Below are 15,983 nucleotides of genomic sequence, written 5' to 3' on the forward strand. Positions count from 1 at the left end.
CGGCGGGTACACACGTGTCGTGGACGAGCTGATCGCGGGACTCGCGGCGAACCCCTGGGCGCTGGTCGTGCTCGCCGGCGTCGTGTTCGCCGACGCGTTCCTGGTGGTCGTGCCGGGCGAGGTCGCCGTCACCGCACTCGGCACCGTGGCGGTCGCGCACGGGCTGCCGCCGCTGTGGTCGGTCATCCTGATCGGCGGTCTCGCGGCGTTCGCGGGCGACGTGTGCTGCTACCTGATCGGGCGGCTGCTGCATCCCCGCACGTGGCGCCCGCTGCAGCGCCCGACCGTGCAGCGGGCGCTGGACTGGGCGTCCCATCGGCTGCGCACGCATGCCGCCACCGCGGTGTTCACGGCGCGCTTCATCCCCTTCGGCCGCCTCGCGGTGAACATCTCCGCCGGGGCCGCGAGCGTCCCGGCGCTGCGCTATCTGCCGATCGCCGGGGCCGCCGCGCTCGCGTGGGCGGCGTTCCAGGCGCTGGTCGGGGCGGCGATCGCGTCGGTCGTCCCCGGCGGCACGGTCGTCGCCGTGATCGTCTCGATCGCCGTCGCGCTCGCGGTCGGCTGGACGGTCGACTTCGTGATGGGGCGGATCCGGCCGATCGCCTGAGACGCGCCGAACCTGCACGTTCGACGCGGCCGGGGGCCGGCGACCTGGTTGACTGCTCCGGTGGCACGGACGGGCAACGACCTCTGGCAGACCCTGATCCGGCTGCGCGGCAACCCGCGCGCGTGCGTCTGGACGGAGCCGCTGTGGGGGCTGTCGATGGCGCTCGTGCTGCCCTATCTGTCGGTGTTCATGCTGTCGCAGGGCGTGCACGACGCGCAGATCGGCCTGATCGCGTCGATCGGGATGGTGTCCCAGGTCGCGTTCGGGCTCGCGGGCGGCATCATCACCGACCGCCTCGGCCGGCGGTGGACGACGGCGGTCTTCGACGTGATCGCGTGGGTGATCCCGTGCGTGATCTGGGCGTTCGCGCAGAACTTCTGGTTCTTCCTCGCGGCGGCTGTCGTGAACGGCGCCATGCAGGTGACGGCCAACGCCTGGGACTGCCTCATGGTCGAGGACGCCGAACGCAGCCAGCTCACCCGCATCTACTCGCTCGTGCGGGTCGCCGCCGACTGCTCGGCCCTGTTCGCGCCGATCGCCGCCGTGCTGGTCCTCCAGCTCGATCTGGATGTCGCCGTGCGGGTGCTGTTCGTCAACGCGGCCGTCGTGATGTCCGCGAAGGTGATCTGGCTGTACCGCTGGTCGCGCGAGACGCGACAGGGCGAGATCCGGATGGCGCAGACGCGCGGCGTGAGCGTATGGCGCCTGCTCGCGGGGTATCGCGGCGCGGTCGGCCTGCTGCTGCGCTCACGCGGCTCGATCCTCGCCTTGATGATCGCGGCGCTCGTGGCGGCGGTCACGCTCGTGAACGGCACGTTCTGGCAGGTCGTGGCCAGTGCGCACCTGCACGTGCCCGATCCGCTCCTGCCGTTCTTCCCGATGGTGCGGTCGATCCTGTCGATCGTGTTCCTGTTCACGGTGATCCCCCGCCTGACCACGGGCGTCGACCTCAGGGCCGCCGCGATGTGGGGCTTCGGCGTGTACCTCGCGGGTCAGCTCGTGCTGGTCCTGATCCCCGCGGCGCAGGGTCAGGCGGACGCGGGGACGTACGCGCTGCTCGGCGTGTGCCTGCTGCTGGACAGCTTCGGCGCCGGGCTGGTGTTCATGCTGTCGGAGTCGCTCGTCGCCCTGCACGTGGACGAGGCGGAGCGCTCCCGCGTCATGGCGGTGCAGCGCACGGTGGTGATGCTCGCGGCGGCGCCGTTCGGATGGATCTCCGGCTGGCTGTCCGGCATGGACCGCACGTGGCCGTTCTGGCTGACGGCGGGGCTGCTGCTGATCGGGCTCGTGCTGTCGTACGCGCGCTGGGTGCCGCATCACGAGGATGCGGCACCCAGCGCGGCCTGACTCACTCCCCCGCGAGTCCGCCCAGCAGGTGCCCGAAGCCCTTGCCGGAGCCGAGGTACGTGTCGGGATCGAACGGATCGGCCTCCACGCGCTGCGGCTTGGCGGCGATGGCCGCGGCGAGCTCGCGCGCGCCGCGGTCGATGCGCGCGCTGAGGGGCGCGACGTCGTCCTCCTTGCCGCCCCAGTCGCTCGAGGCGGCGAACACGCCGGTCGAGACGGGCTCGGCGTGCAGGTACGCGAACAGCGGGCGGATCGCGTAGTCGATCGCGAGCGAATGCCGCGCGGTGCCGGCGTTCGCGCCGATCAGCACGGGCTTGCCGGTGAGCGACTCGCGATCGAGGATGTCGATGAACGACTTGAACAGCCCCGAGTAGCTGGTCGAGAAGATCGGCGTCACGACGATCAGCGCGTCGGCCGTCGCGATCCGCGTCAGCATGATCTCCAGCTCCGGCGGCGCGAAGCCCGCCAGCAGGTTGTTGGTGATGTCGTGCGCGTAGTCGCGCAGCTCGAACGCCTCCGCGGTCGCCTCGATGCCGCGCTCGCCGAGGCCCGCCACCGTGGCGGCGGCGAGGCGGTCGGCGAGCATGCGGCTCGAGGACGGCGTGGACAGGCCCGCGGAGACCACCGCGATGCGACGGGTGTCGGTCATGTTCCTGTTCCTTCGGATGTCAGCGGGTCGCGGCCGCGCCGAACGCGGATCCGGCCTTGGGCGAGACGCCACCAGGCGCAGCCGGCGAGACGCCACCAGGCACAGCCGGCGAGACGCCACCAGGCGCAGCCGGCGAGACGCCACCAGGCGCAGCCGGCGAGACGACCGTGTCCTGGTACGGGCCGCCCACGGTGAGGTTGTTGCCCCCCGCGGCGGTGGGCCGGGCCTGGCGCGGCTCGGCGTCGCCGTGCACGGCCTTCACGCGCGCGGCGTGAGCGGGCGCATCCGGCACGTTCGCGGGACGGTTCCTCGCCAGCTCGCGGCGCAGCACCGGCACGACCTCGCCGCCGAGCAGGTCGAGCTGCTCGAGCACTGTCTTCAGCGGCAGGCCGGCGTGATCCATCAGGAACAGCTGGCGCTGGTAGTCGCCGTAGTGGTCGCGCATCGCGGCGTAGCGGTCGATGACCTGCTGCGGCGATCCGACCGTCAGCGGCGTCATCTCGGTGAAGTCCTCCATCGACGGGCCGTGGCCGTAGACCGGGGCGTTGTCGAAGTAGGGGCGGAACGCGCTCGCCGCGTCCTGCGAGTTCTTCGCCATGAACGCCTGGCCGCCGAGACCGACGATCGCCTGCTCGGGCGTGCCGTGGCCGTAGTGGGCGTAGCGCTGGCGGTACAGCGCGATCAGGCGCTGGTAGTGCTCCTTGGGCCAGAAGATGTTGTTCGCGAAGAAGCCGTCGCCGTAGTACGCGGCCTGCTCGGCGATCTCCGGCGTCCGGATCGACCCGTGCCACACGAACGGCGCGACCCCGTCGAGCGGGCGCGGCGTCGCCGTGAAGCCCTGCAGGGGCGAGCGGAACCTGCCCTCCCAGTCGACGACGTCCTCATCCCACAGCCGGCGCAGCAGCGCGTAGTTCTCGATCGCGAGCGGCAGACCCTGGCGGATGTCCTGGCCGAACCAGGGGTACACGGGGCCGGTGTTGCCGCGTCCCATCACGAGGTCGACGCGGCCGCCCGTGAGGTGCTGCAGCATGGCGTAGTCCTCGGCGATCTTCACCGGGTCGTTGGTCGTGATGAGCGTGGTCGCGGTCGACAGGATCAGGTCCGTCGTCTGCGCGCCGATGTACGCCAGCGTCGTCGTGGGCGACGACGAGAAGAACGGCGGGTTGTGGTGCTCGCCGAGGGCGAAGACGTCCAGGCCCACCTCCTCGGCATGCGTCGCGATCGTCACGATGTCGCGGATGCGCTCGGCCTCGCTCGGCGTGCGCCCTGTCGTGGGGTCGGTGGTGATGTCGCTGACCGAGAAGATGCCGAACTGCATTCCCGAGGTCTGCGACGGCGCGGTGGTCGTCTCGCTCATCTCTGCTTCTCCGTTCCGTCCCGTCGTCCCGGCGGGGTCACTGGTCATCCGCATTTCTATGCGTCTGAATATAGTCGGTGCAACGCCGCCGCGTGAGATCTATTCCCATGGTCCTCCCGTCCCCGGCGGTAGCGTTGTCGGGATGAGCACGCCACCGCCGGCGACCGGATCGGTCCCCCGTCAGCGCAGACGCGTCCCGTACTGGGACAACGCCCGCTTCGCCTGCATCGTGCTCGTGGTGCTGGGGCACGCGATCCAGCGCCTCACGTACGACTCCGACATCGCATACGCGCTGTATCTCGTGATCTACGCGTTCCACATGCCCGCGTTCGCGATCATCTCCGGCTACTTCTCGAAGTCGGATCCGCCGTCCCGTCGGCAGATGGCGCGTGTGATCACGGACATCCTGGTGCCGTACGTGATCTTCGAGGCCCTGTGGTGGCTGATGAAGGGCCTGGTCGAGGGCGATCCGGATCCGAACCTCACGCAGCCGTCGTGGACCCTGTGGTTCCTGCTCGCGCTCGGCATCTTCCGGCTGATCCTGCCGTACCTGGCGCTGCTGCGCTGGCCGCTGCTGTGGACCGTGGTGATCTCGATCGGCGTCGGCTACCTGCCGAACGTGGACAGCACGTTCTCGCTGGCGCGCACGCTGGGCTTCCTGCCGTTCTTCGCGCTCGGCTGGTGGCTGCGGGAGCACGACATCGTCGACCGGCTGCGGCTGCTGGCGCGCAAGGCGTGGTGGGCGCGGGTCAGCGCGGTCGCGGTGTTCGCCCTCACCGGCTGGGTCGCCTGGGCCGGCCTGGACCGCTGGCACGAGATGGACATGCGCAACTGGCTGTTCTACGACCAGGACTACGCGCACTTCCTGGGCGACGTGCCGTGGTGGGCCGGCGGCGTGCGGCTGATCCTGATGGCGATCGCGGTGATCCTGTGCGCGGCGTTCTTCGTGATCGTCCCGCGCGGGCAGTTCGCCTTCACGAAGCTCGGCACGTACACGATGTACGTCTACCTGCTGCACTCGTTCGTGCTGTACCCCTTCCGCGAGTCGGGCGTGCTGCGCGACCTCGAGCCGACGTGGCTGTGGCTGCCGACCGTGTGCGTCCTGGCCGTCGCCATCGCGATCGTGCTCGCCTCGAAGCCCGTGCGGTGGGTGTTCCGGCCGCTCGTCGAGCCGCGCTCGCGGTGGCTGTTCGCCGACCCGTCCGTGACGCCGCAGGCGGGCCGTGCGGTCGACCCCACCGGATCGCGGCGCCCGCAGGTTACGGATCGGCCCGGATCCGGCCGCTGACGCCGCGCGTTCGTCATATTTCGCCGCGCGTGTCGCGCGGATCCGGTCAGGTTCGTACCGTCGTGACCATGACAGATCTGAACCTGCCGATCCTCGACCTCTCGCAGCTCGACCAGGGGCCCGAGGCGGCCGCGCGCTTCCGCGACGACCTCGCCGCCGCGACGCGCGACGTCGGCTTCTTCTATCTCGTCGGCACGGGCGTCTCGCCCGAGCTGGAGGAGCGCGTGCACCGCGTCTCGCGGGCGTTCTTCGACCTGCCGGAGGCCGACAAGCTCGCGATCGAGAACGTCACGAGCCCGCACTTCCGCGGCTACACGCGGATCGGCGGCGAGCGCACGCAGGGCAGGGTCGACTGGCGCGAGCAGATCGACATCGGCCCCGAGCGCGAGCCGGTGACGGATCCGGAGGCGGCCGACTTCTTCCGGCTGCAGGGCCCCAACCTCTGGCCCGACGCGCTGCCGGAGCTGCGCGAGGTCGTCACGGAGTGGCACGACCGGCTGACGGAGATCTCGCGCAAGCTGCTGCGTGCGTGGGCGCTCGCGCTGCACGCCGACGAGGACTACTTCGACAGACACTTCGGCGACCCTGCCACGCTGATCAAGATCGTCCGCTACCCGGGCGTCGAGGGCGAGGAGCCCCAGCAGGGCGTGGGCATCCACAAGGACTCGGGCGTGCTGACGCTGCTGTGGGTGCAGCCCGAGCGCGGCGGCCTGCAGGTGGAGCGGGACGGCCAGTGGGTGGATGCGCCGCCGGTGCCGGGCTCCTTCGTGGTCAACATCGGCGAGATGCTCGAGTACGCCACGCAGGGCTACCTCCGCGCGACGAACCACCGCGTGTTCTCGCCCCGCCTGCCGCAGGATCGGATCTCGATCCCGTTCTTCTTCAATCCCGCGCTCGACGCGCGCCTGCCGATCCTGGAGCTGCCGGCCGAGCTCGCGGCGCAGGCCCGCGGCGTCGAGCAGGATCCGTCGAACCCGATCCACTCGCTGTACGGCGAGAACGCGCTGAAGTCGCGGCTGCGCGCCCACCCGGACGTGGCGGAGCGGTGGCACGCGGACCTGCTCGCCGCCCGTTCTCTCTAGAAACGGTCACACGCGTCGGGCCCGCTTCGCGGACCGCTCCGCGAAGCGAGCGCTGTCGCTGCGCTCCATCGCGGCGGCGCTTCGCGCTGCGGGGGGCCGCTTCGCGGCACGCTCGCTTCGCTCGCACAGGCTTAGCGCCTGGCTGCGATGCTCACAAGGGGGCTGATGCGGGAGGCGTGCGCTCGTAGCGTCGGGAGCATGCCCGACATCGCCGTCTTCGCCCCCTCCCCGAGCCTCACCGTGATGATCGAGGACCACGGCCTGGAGGGCGACGGGGGCGAGCCCGAGATCCACGTGCACGCCGGGGGGGGCAGGGCGTGTGGCAGGCGCGGATGCTGCGCCGGCTGGGCGTCGACGTCACGCTGTGCTGCGCGCTCACGGGCGAGCTGGGCCGCGTCATGCGCGGGCTGCTGGAGGACGAGGGCTTCCACGTCGTGGAAGTGGAGCGCGAGGGGCGCGGCGCGGCCTACGTGCACGACCGCCGCGACGGCGAGCGCACCGCGGTCGCGGAGACGCCGGGCCAGCCGCTCGGGCGCCACGAGCTCGACGAGCTCTACGGCGCGATGCTGCGGGAGGGCATCGACGCGGGCCTGGCGATCCTGAGCGGCCCGGACGGCGACGGCGTGCTGCCGGCCGACACGTATCGGCGCCTCGCCGCCGACCTGCGCACGAACGACGTGCGCGTCGTGGTCGATCTGGCGGGAGACCGGATGCTCGCCGCGCTCGAGGGCGGCGTCGACCTGCTGAAGGTCAGCGATGAGGAGCTCCGCGCGGACGGCCTGCTGTCCGAGGGCGACGACACCGGCGCGATCCTGCACGCCATCGAGGAGCTGCGCCGGCGGGGCGCGCAGGACGTGATCGTGACGCGGGCGGGGAGCCCGTTCGTGGTGCGCGACGGCGCCGCGTCCCTGGAGGTCACTCCCCCGCAGCTGCAGATCGCAGATCACCGCGGGGCCGGCGACTCGCTCACCGCGGGCGTGTGCGCGGGCCTGGCATCGGGGCAGTCGCTGCGCGACGCCGTGGTCACGGGCGCCGCCGCCGGCGCGATGAACGTGACGCGCCACGGCCTCGGCACCGGCGACATGGAGACGATCGACCGGCTGCGCGGCAGCGTCGAGGTGCGGGAGCTCCCCGCGCCCGGTGCGGACCCGGACGAGAGTCACGGCCGCGTCAGCCCCGACGGGCTCGCCGCCCTCGCCGAGCCGGCCGCCGAGCGCCCCGAGGAGGACGCATGACCCGTGTGCTCGTCACGAACGACGACGGCATCGAGGCCCCGGGCCTGCACGCGCTCGCGCGCGCCGCGGTCGCGCACGACCTCGACGTCACGATCGCGGCGCCCGAGCGCCAGTCGAGCGGCGCGAGCGCGTCGATCGTCGCGGGCGAGGAGGAGGGCCGGATCGCGATGGAGGCCCGCACGATCGCGGGGCTCGAGAAGCTGCCCTCGTACGCGGTGCGCGGCGGGCCTGGCCTGATCGCGCTGATCGCCGCGCACGGCGCGTTCGGCGACCCGTTCGACGTGGTGCTGTCGGGCGTGAACCACGGCGCGAACGTGGGGCGCGCCATCCTGCACTCCGGCACGGTGGGGGCGGCGCTGACGGGCGGGCTGAACGGCGCGTGGGGGCTCGCCGTGTCCCTGGACGTGGGCATGCGCCCCGAGGTCTTCGAGTGGGACGCGGGCGCCGCCACGGCGCTGGGCGTGCTGCCGTTCCTGATGTCGCTCGAGCGCGGCTCGGTCGTGAACCTCAACATCCCGAACTCACCCGAGCACCGGGGCGTGCGCGAGGCTCCGCTCGCGCCGTTCGGCATCGTCCAGACCACGCTGAGCGAGCGCGGCGACACGCACATCCGCCTCGCGGTCGAGGACCTGCCGAACGTGCCGGATCCGGGCACGGACGCCGCGCTGCTCGCCGAGGGCTACGCGACCCTCACGGGCATCGAGCCGGTCTCGCACCGCCCCCTCGGCTACGGCAGCTGAGCGCCCGCCGAGCTAGGAGAAGAGCCCCGCACCGACGTAGGAACCCTCCGCCGCGCCCGGCGGGATCGCGAAGACGGCCGATCCGACGTGGCGGATGTACTCGTTCATGAGGTCGGTCGACAGCGCGCGCTGCAGCGTCACGAAGCGCTCGGGCGAGCGCTGGTACGACAGGAAGAACAGGCCCGCGTCGAGCCGGCCGAGCTCGCCCGTGCCGTCGACGTAGTTGTAGCCGCGGCGCAGGATGCGCACGCCGCCGTTGTGATCCGGGTGCGCCAGGCGCACGTGGCTCGCGGGGTCGATCGACGGGGCGCCTCCCCCGTGCGCGAAGTCCGGGGCGGTGAACTCGTCGCCGCCCGACAGCGGCGCGCCCTCTCCCTTGTCGCGCCCGACGATCCGGTGCTGCTCGGCCAAGCGCGTCCGATCCCACGTCTCGATGAGCATCGCGATCTTGCGCACCACGAGGTACGAGCCTCCCGCGAGCCAGGCGGGCTGCGTGTCGTCGGCGACCCAGACGTGCTCGCGCAGCGCCCGCTCGTCGTCCGCCAGGATGTTCGCGGTGCCGTCCTTGAAGCCGAACAGGTTGCGCGGCGTCGCCTGTGTCGCCGTCGTCTTCGATGTGCGCCCGAATCCGAGCTGCGACCAGCGCATCCGCGCCCGCCCGAACGCGATGCGCGTGAGGTTCCGGATGGCGTGGAACGCGACCTGCGGATCGTCCGCGCAGGCCTGGATGCACAGGTCGCCGTCGCCCGCGTTCGGATCCAGGTCGTCGCCGAGGAACGCGGGCAGCCGTCGGAGCTCCGCGGGGCGCCGGTCGGCGAGGCCGAATGGATCCGCGCCGTCGCGCTCGAACAGCGTCGGGCCGACGCCGATCGTGATGGTCAGGCCGTGTGCGCCCAGGCCGACGGCCTCGCCGGTGTCGTCCGGCGGCGCCTCGGGTGGCCCGCCCACCGCGCCGGTCGCGCTCACGTCCAGTCCCTGCGTCATCCGCGAGGCCGCGTAGGTCCAGTCCTGCAGCAGCGTGATCAGGTCGTCGCGCGTCGCGGACGAGTTCATGTCGAACGTCGCGAAGTGCAGGTGGTCCTGCACGCGCGTCGTGATGCCCGCCTGCCGCCGGCCGAAGAACGCGAACGGATCGCCGGCGGCGGCCGCCGCGGGCGCCGCACGTCCGATCCCGTAGCCGGCGCCGCCCCCGAGCGCGAGACCCGCCGCCCCGGCGCCGGCCGCCAGGCCGAACAGGCCGCGCCGGCTGAGCCCGCGTGCCGCGTCGTGCGGCTCGGCGGGCTCGGCCGGTTCGGGGCGGTCCTGCGTCATCTCACTCCAGGATCGTGGCGGTGAGCTGCGACAGCGGCTCGGCGAGCGCGTTGAGCTGGTCGCTCAGCTCGCGGCGGTCGTCCTCGGTGAGCTCGGTGTACCCGACGAAGCCGTCCTCGAGCGATCCGAAGGCCTGCAGCGCGTTGCCGAGGCGCGTGTAGCCCGCATCGATGTCCTCGACGAGGCCCTCGCCCTCCTCGCCCTGCGCGGCCGCGAAGTCGCGGGAGAGGTCGAACGCCATCTTCGATCCCTCGACGTTGGCCGCGAAGTCCCACAGGTCGGTGCCCGACCACCAGTCCTCCTCGCCCGTGATCTTGCCCGTGGCGACCTCGTCGAGCAGCGCGATCGCGCCGTTGCTGAGACCCGCCACACCCTGCGCGTCGAGCGCGGTCTGGAAGTCGTCGGAGTGGACGTAGTCGTCGAGCTCGGCGACATCCGCCACGAGCTGCGCGGCGAAGTCGGCGCGCTGCGCGGTGGTCGAGGGCTGCCAGTCCTGCCAGGCCGGCGTCTCGCCGTCGGCGTTCAGCGCGTCCTCCTCCGGCACCCAGAGGTCCTTCTCGATGCGGTGGAAGCCGGTCCAGTCCAGGCCCTCCGCGACGGCGTCGACCTCGCGGTAGTCGATGCGCGGGTCGAGGTCGCCGAGCGACTCGGCGACGGGCTCGATCCGCTCGTAGTGCGTGCGCACCTGCGGGAACAGCTCGCGCGCCGTGGCATCGTCGCCCGCGGCGTACGCGGCGGTGAACTCGTCGATCGCGGGCACGAGCTGCTCGACCTGATCCTTCACGAACGCCGCGTAGAGGTCCACGGCGTGCTGCTTCTGCTCGGCGTCCTCGCCGGTCGCGGCGACGGCCTCGCCCTCGACCGCGAACGCCGCCCGGCCGACGCCGTCACCGACCATGCCGGGCTTGCAGAGCGTGAAGTAGTCGCCGGGCTGGGCGACGACCGTGAGCGTGCGGGAGGCGCCGGGGGCGACGTTCTCGACCTCGCCGACGATCCGCAGCCCGTCCTCGGCGAGCAGATAGAACTCGGTGACCTGCGAGCCGTCGTTGGTGACGTCGAACGCGAGCGTGCCGCTGGTCGCGGTCGCGGCCGAGACCTCGCACGCCTCGTCGGTGGACGTGACGGCGAGCGCGCCCGGCCCGGCCTCGCCGGGCGCCGTGGCGCTGTTGGGCACGCAGCCGCTCAGCGCGACCGCGCCGAGCGCGGCGCCGACGAGCGCGATCGAGGGGCGGGCGATCCGGGGGCGGAGGGGCCTGTGCGACATCAGCGGGGTCCTTCGGTTCGGTGGGGAGGGTGGGATCAGACGGAGGAGCCGACCGGCGCGCGTTCGGCGGCGGGGGCGGACCGGCGGCGACGGACGCGCCGCACGAAGATCGTGCCGACGATGACCAGGAACGCCGCCCAGGCGATGACCTGCAGCCAGGTCATCACCGGCGTGAACCCGATGGTCGCCTGGAGCACGGCGGCCAGGGTCCCGCGGGGGGCGATGGCCGCGCCGACGTCGAACGCGTAGCCGAACGGGAAGCCGGCGGGCCCCACCACGACGTGGCCGCCGGCGGGGTCGATGGGCGCGAGTGCGCCGAACGGCCCCGGCAGCACGCCGGCCTCCTGCAGGTCGTGCACGCCGTACGCGAGCACGCCGGCCGCGACGACCACGAGCACGCCGCCCGTCCACGTGAAGAAACGGCGCAGGTCGAGGCGCACCATGCCGCGCTGCAGCAGCCAGCCGAGCAGCACCGCGGCGACGAGACCCAGCACGGCGCCCGCGAGCGCCTGGGGCGCATCGCCGAACGAGCGCACCATCGACCACAGCAGCAGGGTGGTCTCGATGCCCTCGCGCGCGACGGAGAGGAACCCGACGGCCACGATCGCCCACAGCGATCCGCTGACCAGGGCGCGCTCGGCGTGCTCCTCGAGGTCGGCCTTCATGGTCCGCGCGACCTTCTGCATCCAGAAGACCATCCACGTCACCATGACCACGGTCAGCAGCGACATCCCGCCGCCGATGATCTCCTGCGCCTCGAAGCTGAGCGTGTACGCCCCGAAGGTGAGGATCGCGCCGATCCCGAGCGCCAGCAGGACCGCGAGGCCCACGCCGGCGAGCAGGCGCGGCAGCACGTCCCGCCGCCCCGCGCGGACGAGGTAGGCGACCAGGATGCCGACGACGAGCGCGGCCTCGAGGCCCTCGCGCAGGCCGATCAGGAAGCTCGCGAACACGCGGGATGACTCGCAATCGGGGAAGGGATGCGCGACCGACGGCCGCATTGGTAGGTAAGGCTCACCTAAGAAAAGAAACTACCCCCGCCGACCGAACCGCGCAAACTCCTCCGACGGCATTGCTTCGACGTCGAAGACACCCCACTCCCGCACGAGCAGCCCGGGACTCCCGCATGAGCGAACCCCGGCCCCCGGTGCGAGCGCAGCGAGCGTGGAGCGAAGCGACCCCGCAGCGCGAAGCGCTGCCGGCGATGGAGCGAAGCGACAGCGCCCTCGCTCGCGAGTGTCCGGCGCGAAGCGTCGGCGCGAGCGTGCGAGACGCGAGCGAAGCGAGCTATGAGAAAGACCGAAGGCCCGTCCCACACCTGGGACGGGCCTTCGAGAAGACGATTGAACGCTGGTGCGCTCTGCTGCTTATCGACGCAGACCGAGACGCTCGATGAGCGAGCGGTAGCGGTTGATGTCGATGTCCTGCAGGTAACCCAGCAGGCGGCGGCGCTGACCGACGAGCAGGAACAGGCCACGACGCGAGTGGTGGTCGTGCTTGTGCTCCTTGAGGTGCTCGGTGAGGTCCTTGATGCGCTGCGTCAGCATCGCGACCTGCACCTCGGGGGATCCGGTGTCACCGGGGTGCGTCGCGTACTCTTCGATGATCGCCTTCTTGACGTCTGCTTCCAGTGCCATAGGTGATCCCCTCTCTCCTCATTGCGCGGCGCCCGACGCCTGATGCGCGAGCTCTCTTTATCCGCGGCCGATCGAACGGCAACCACAACACTCTACCAGTGATCGGCGGCCTCCGCCGCCGCGCGGCGCCCCCGCGCCGCCCACCGGATAGCCTCGATCCGTGCGTCACACCAGCAGGTTCCGCGCGTGAGCTCGCGCGGCCATCTCATCGACCTCCGCCCCCTCACCGAGAGCCCTGCCTTCGCGCGCCTGTGGGTCGGCACCCTGCTCGGCGGGCTCGGTGCGCAGCTCACGGTCACCGCCGTGATGCTGCACATGTTCGCCCTGACGCACGACACGTTCGCGGTCTCGATGATCGCGGTGGCCGGGCTCGTCCCGATGGTCGTCGCGGGGCTGTACGGCGGAATGCTCGCCGACCACTTCGACCGCCGCCTCGTGGCCCTGATCGCGGCGACCATCGGGTGGAGCGCGACCGTCCTGCTCGCCGTGCTCGCGTGGACCGGCCACGTCAACGAGTGGTGGCTGTACGGCCTCTCCATCGTCAACTCCTCGGCCAGCACGGTCGCGGGCGCCACCAAGGCCGCGATGACGCCCAAGCTCGTGGGCCGGCACCTCATCCCGGCGGCCGCCGCGCTGACGGGCATCACGACCGGCGTCATGGTGATGGCGGGGCCCGCGCTGGGCGGTGTGCTGGTGGCGGCGTTCAGCTACCCGATCACCTACACGATCGACGCGATCCTGACCCTGTCACTGTTCCTGGGGCTCGCGACGCTCCCGCCCCTCGCACCCGAGGGCCAGACCGACCGCCCGGGGCTGAAGTCGATCGTCGACGGCCTCGCGTTCCTGAAGATCGCGCCGAACATCCGGATGCAGTTCATCCTCGACGTGATCGCGATGACGTTCGGGCAGCCCATCGCGCTGTTCCCCGCGCTCGGCGTGCTGCTCCTCGGCGGCGGCGAGGTGACCTCGGGCATCCTGATGGCGGCGATCGCGGTGGGCGTGCTCGTCTCGAGCCTGTTCTCGGGCCGCGTCGGATCCGTCCGGCGTCAGGGCGTCGGCATCGCCCGCGCGATCCAGGCGTTCGGCCTGGCGACCGCGCTGTTCGGCCTGGTGCTGCTCGCCGCGGCCGCGGGCTGGACGCCCGCGGGGCGCGTCGACGCCGCGCATCCGGACATCCTGCTGATCGTGCTCGCCTGCGCGTGCCTGGCGCTCACGGGCGCGGCGGACAACATCAGCGCGATCTTCCGCCAGACGATGCTGCAGTCCGCGGTCCCCGACGCGGTGCGCGGCCGGCTGCAGGGCATCTTCATGGTCGTGGTCGCCGGCGGTCCGCGCATCGGCGCGTTCTTCACCGGCACGCTCTCGGCCATCGCCCTGTGGTTCCCGCCGCTCGCTGGCGGTGTCGCGATCATCGTGATCGTCGGCGTGGTCCTGCGCTTCGCGACGCGCTTCCGCGCCTACGACGCCGAGCACCCCGTGCCCTGAGCCAGCGCGGCGCGACGGCTCTCGAGGTGCGCGCGCTCGGCGTCGTTCGCGCAGAGGGCGATCGCCGCGTCGAACGACTCGAGGGCCGCGGCGTGCTCACCCGCCCGCCCGAGCAGCTCGGCGCGCACGGCGGGCAGCCGGTGGCCGCGCAGCGCGATGCCGGCGAGCGCGGCGAGGCCCGCGGCCGGCCCGTCCCGCTCCGCCAGCGCGACCGCCCGGTTCAGCCTCACCACGGGCGATTCGCCGAGCGCGAGCAGCTCGTCGTAGTGAGCCACCACGCGGTCCCACGCCGTGTCGGCCGCCGTGGGCGCGACGGCGTGCTCCGCCGCGATGAGCGCCTGCAGCAGGTACGGCGTCGGCGGGCCGGCGAGCCGCGGACGCAGCAGCGCGAGCGCCTCGGCGATCTCGTCGTGGCGCCACCGCGAGCGATCCTGGTCGGGCAGCAGCACCGGGGATCCATCCCGCACCCGGGCGTCCCGTCGGGCGTGCTGCAGCAGCATGAGCGCGAGCAGGGCGTCGAGGTCGACGGCGTGCGTGGGGGCTCGGGTCGTCACCTCGCGCAGCACCCGCACGAGCCGGATCCCCTCGCCCGCGAGCTCGGCGCGCACCGCGTCGGGGCCCGATCCCGGGGCATATCCCGCGGTGAAGGCCAGGTACGCGATATCGGCCACGGTCTGCACGCGCGCCGCGAGCGCGTCCCCCGACGGCACCTCGAACCGCTCCCCCGCGACCCTGGCGCGGGCGCGCGTGAGACGAGCCGACATGGTCGCGTGCGGCACGAGGAACAGTCGCGCGATGTCCTCCGTGGCGACGCCCAGCACGAGGCGCAGCGCGAGCGCCGCGGCGGCCTCGCGCGACAGTCGCGGGTGCGCGCACAGCAGCACGAGACGCAGCCGCTCGTCCACGACGACCTCCCCCGCGTCCACCATGACCCGCTGGGCCCGCTCCCGCAGGTCGGCCTCGACCGCGAGCAGCGGCAGGCGCCGCGCGGCGACGGCCTCGGAGCGCAGGCGGTCCAGGATGCGCCGCCGCGCGACCGCGAGCAGCCACGCGGGCGGGTTGACGGGGATCCCGTCGATCGGCCAGGTGCGCGCCGCGGCCTCGAACGCGTCCGCGAGGCCGTCCTCGGCGAGATCGAGTCGCCGATGCTGCGCGGCGAGGAGCGCGAGCAGGCGGCCCCACTCGTCGCGCATCATCCGCTCGACCGCGGTCAGACGACCCCCACGCCGAGCGCCCGGCGCACCTCGCGATGATCGTCGCCCGGCAGCAGGCCCGCGAGCTCGACCGCGTCGTCCCACGACGGGACGTCGATCAGGTAGAAGCCGCCCAGCTGCTCGACGGTCTCGGCGTAGGGCCCTTCCGTGACTCTCGCCGGAGTTCCGGCGCGCACGGTTCGTGCGGTGTCGGGATGCGACAGCGCGTCGCCCTCGATGATCCTGCCGCGCCGCGCGACCGCCTCGGCGAACGCCCGGTACGCGGCGAACGCGGCGTCCCTGGTGGCGTCGTCCGCGGCGTCCCACTTCTCGAAGTGGTCCTCGCCCGCCAGCAGGATGAGGAACCTCACGGCTCCTGTCCCTCCCGCTCGACGACGGCGCGCACCTCGATGTTCTCACCGTGCGCGAGGATGCCGCAGATCTGCAGCAGATCGTCGAGGTCGTCGAATTCGACGAGGTAGAAGCCCGTGAGCTGCTCGGCGGCCTCGGCGTAGGGGCCGTCCGTGATGAGCACCTCTCCCGTGGGTCCCCTCCTCACGGTCTTGGCGCCGTGCGAGAGCTCGAGCTCCGCGCCCCCGGTGATCCGGTGCCCGCGTTCGGCGAGCGCACGCGCGAAGTCGCCGTGCAGCGCGTACACCGCTGCGCGCTCCTCGTCGCTCGCGCGCTCCCAGGCCCCCTCGTCGCCGGGGAGCAGGATGGCGTACTGGGTCATGGCGTTCCTCCTGTCGTGGGGATTCTGTCACTGGGATGACGTGCGACGACAGGAG

Annotated in this window: 16 protein-coding genes; 7 read left to right on the top strand and 9 right to left on the bottom strand. The window is 72.3% G+C overall.

The features are described from left to right. Positions 1 to 19: 19 nt before the first annotated feature. Together AAD528_RS14960 and AAD528_RS14965 are read left to right on the top strand one after the other, a co-directional pair. Positions 20 to 607, top strand: coding sequence for a DedA family protein (locus tag AAD528_RS14960; protein WP_345752881.1), 588 nt, complete (start codon positions 20 to 22; stop codon positions 605 to 607). Between the two features lie 60 nt (positions 608 to 667). Then, positions 668 to 1,954, top strand: a complete 1,287-nt coding sequence (locus AAD528_RS14965; protein WP_345752882.1) for an MFS transporter — start codon at positions 668 to 670, stop codon at positions 1,952 to 1,954. 1 nt (position 1,955) lies between these two features. Here the strand turns inward: AAD528_RS14965 and AAD528_RS14970 are convergent, their stop codons facing one another. Together AAD528_RS14970 and AAD528_RS14975 are read right to left on the bottom strand one after the other, a co-directional pair. Further along, the gene (locus AAD528_RS14970; RefSeq protein ID WP_345752883.1) at positions 1,956 to 2,603 is read right to left on the bottom strand and encodes a CE1759 family FMN reductase; all 648 of its coding nucleotides are present in this window, start codon (positions 2,601 to 2,603) and stop codon (positions 1,956 to 1,958) included. Positions 2,604 to 2,622: 19 nt separating this feature from the next. After that, a complete protein-coding gene (locus tag AAD528_RS14975) occupies positions 2,623 to 3,960 on the bottom strand; it encodes an LLM class flavin-dependent oxidoreductase (RefSeq protein WP_345752884.1) in 1,338 nt (445 codons plus the stop codon). Positions 3,961 to 4,102: 142 nt separating this feature from the next. On the opposite strand from AAD528_RS14975, the gene AAD528_RS14980 reads away from it, so the two are divergent. The 4 genes from AAD528_RS14980 to surE all read left to right on the top strand — a co-directional run bounded on the left by AAD528_RS14980 (position 4,103) and on the right by surE (position 8,305). Further along, on the top strand, positions 4,103 to 5,248 hold the full coding sequence (locus AAD528_RS14980) for an acyltransferase family protein (RefSeq protein ID WP_345752885.1): 1,146 nt from the start codon (positions 4,103 to 4,105) through the stop codon (positions 5,246 to 5,248). Between the two features lie 68 nt (positions 5,249 to 5,316). Further along, positions 5,317 to 6,330, top strand: a complete 1,014-nt coding sequence (locus AAD528_RS14985) for an isopenicillin N synthase family dioxygenase (protein ID WP_345752886.1) — start codon at positions 5,317 to 5,319, stop codon at positions 6,328 to 6,330. Between the two features lie 332 nt (positions 6,331 to 6,662). Continuing rightward, positions 6,663 to 7,565, top strand: a complete 903-nt coding sequence (locus tag AAD528_RS14990) for a PfkB family carbohydrate kinase (protein WP_345752887.1) — start codon at positions 6,663 to 6,665, stop codon at positions 7,563 to 7,565. Further along, positions 7,562 to 8,305, top strand: coding sequence for a 5'/3'-nucleotidase SurE (surE, locus tag AAD528_RS14995; protein ID WP_345752888.1), 744 nt, complete (start codon positions 7,562 to 7,564; stop codon positions 8,303 to 8,305). The genes AAD528_RS14990 and surE overlap by 4 nt, the downstream gene beginning before the upstream one ends. A 12-nt stretch (positions 8,306 to 8,317) precedes the next feature. Here surE and efeB read toward each other — a convergent pair whose 3' ends face one another. From efeB to rpsO, 4 genes are all read right to left on the bottom strand, one after another. Continuing rightward, complete coding sequence (gene efeB, locus AAD528_RS15000; RefSeq protein WP_345752889.1) at positions 8,318 to 9,616, bottom strand: iron uptake transporter deferrochelatase/peroxidase subunit; 1,299 nt, start codon at positions 9,614 to 9,616, stop codon at positions 8,318 to 8,320. Position 9,617: 1 nt separating this feature from the next. After that, positions 9,618 to 10,880 carry an iron uptake system protein EfeO gene (efeO, locus tag AAD528_RS15005; protein WP_345752890.1) on the bottom strand — a complete coding sequence of 421 codons (1,263 nt, stop codon included), beginning with the start codon at positions 10,878 to 10,880 and terminating at the stop codon, positions 9,618 to 9,620. A gap of 35 nt (positions 10,881 to 10,915) precedes the next feature. Further along, entirely contained in the window at positions 10,916 to 11,833 is a 918-nt protein-coding gene (efeU, locus tag AAD528_RS15010; protein WP_345752891.1) for an iron uptake transporter permease EfeU, read from the bottom strand. Between the two features lie 414 nt (positions 11,834 to 12,247). Next, positions 12,248 to 12,517: a 30S ribosomal protein S15 gene (rpsO, locus tag AAD528_RS15015; protein ID WP_005048780.1), complete on the bottom strand. Its 270-nt coding sequence runs from the start codon at positions 12,515 to 12,517 to the stop codon at positions 12,248 to 12,250. A gap of 186 nt (positions 12,518 to 12,703) precedes the next feature. Here rpsO and AAD528_RS15020 point away from each other — a divergent pair, with 186 nt between their 5' ends. Next, positions 12,704 to 14,002, top strand: coding sequence for an MFS transporter (locus AAD528_RS15020; RefSeq protein ID WP_345752892.1), 1,299 nt, complete (start codon positions 12,704 to 12,706; stop codon positions 14,000 to 14,002). Here AAD528_RS15020 and AAD528_RS15025 read toward each other — a convergent pair. The 3 genes from AAD528_RS15025 to AAD528_RS15035 are packed head-to-tail and all read right to left on the bottom strand — an operon-like array spanning position 13,975 to position 15,928. Continuing rightward, positions 13,975 to 15,195 carry an RNA polymerase sigma factor gene (locus AAD528_RS15025; protein ID WP_345752893.1) on the bottom strand — a complete coding sequence of 407 codons (1,221 nt, stop codon included), beginning with the start codon at positions 15,193 to 15,195 and terminating at the stop codon, positions 13,975 to 13,977. The two genes, AAD528_RS15020 and AAD528_RS15025, sit on opposite strands and share 28 nt — an antisense overlap. A 17-nt stretch (positions 15,196 to 15,212) precedes the next feature. Next, positions 15,213 to 15,566, bottom strand: coding sequence for a YciI family protein (locus AAD528_RS15030; RefSeq protein WP_345752894.1), 354 nt, complete (start codon positions 15,564 to 15,566; stop codon positions 15,213 to 15,215). Beyond that, positions 15,563 to 15,928, bottom strand: a complete 366-nt coding sequence (locus AAD528_RS15035; RefSeq protein WP_345752895.1) for a YciI family protein — start codon at positions 15,926 to 15,928, stop codon at positions 15,563 to 15,565. Before AAD528_RS15035 ends, AAD528_RS15030 begins: the two co-directional genes overlap by 4 nt. Between the last annotated feature and the right edge of the window lie 55 nt (positions 15,929 to 15,983).

The organism is Microbacterium rhizophilum, from assembly GCF_039605615.1.
GTDB classification, from domain to species: Bacteria; Actinomycetota; Actinomycetes; order Actinomycetales; family Microbacteriaceae; genus Microbacterium; species Microbacterium rhizophilus.

What these genes read in the sequence shown, in the direction of transcription:
- AAD528_RS14975 (WP_345752884.1), bottom strand. Translation starts at nt 3,960, where the DNA reads ATGAGCGAGACGACCACCGCGCCGTCGCAGACCTCGGGAATGCAGTTC.
- AAD528_RS14970 (WP_345752883.1), bottom strand. Translation starts at nt 2,603, where the DNA reads ATGACCGACACCCGTCGCATCGCGGTGGTCTCCGCGGGCCTGTCCACG.
- AAD528_RS14985 (WP_345752886.1), top strand. Translation starts at nt 5,317, where the DNA reads ATGACAGATCTGAACCTGCCGATCCTCGACCTCTCGCAGCTCGACCAG.
- AAD528_RS14980 (WP_345752885.1), top strand. Translation starts at nt 4,103, where the DNA reads ATGAGCACGCCACCGCCGGCGACCGGATCGGTCCCCCGTCAGCGCAGA.
- AAD528_RS15025 (WP_345752893.1), bottom strand. Translation starts at nt 15,195, where the DNA reads ATGCGCGACGAGTGGGGCCGCCTGCTCGCGCTCCTCGCCGCGCAGCAT.
- surE (WP_345752888.1), top strand. Translation starts at nt 7,562, where the DNA reads ATGACCCGTGTGCTCGTCACGAACGACGACGGCATCGAGGCCCCGGGC.
- efeB (WP_345752889.1), bottom strand. Translation starts at nt 9,616, where the DNA reads ATGACGCAGGACCGCCCCGAACCGGCCGAGCCCGCCGAGCCGCACGAC.
- AAD528_RS15035 (WP_345752895.1), bottom strand. Translation starts at nt 15,928, where the DNA reads ATGACCCAGTACGCCATCCTGCTCCCCGGCGACGAGGGGGCCTGGGAG.
- rpsO (WP_005048780.1), bottom strand. Translation starts at nt 12,517, where the DNA reads ATGGCACTGGAAGCAGACGTCAAGAAGGCGATCATCGAAGAGTACGCG.
- efeO (WP_345752890.1), bottom strand. Translation starts at nt 10,880, where the DNA reads ATGTCGCACAGGCCCCTCCGCCCCCGGATCGCCCGCCCCTCGATCGCG.
- AAD528_RS14990 (WP_345752887.1), top strand. Translation starts at nt 6,663, where the DNA reads ATGCTGCGCCGGCTGGGCGTCGACGTCACGCTGTGCTGCGCGCTCACG.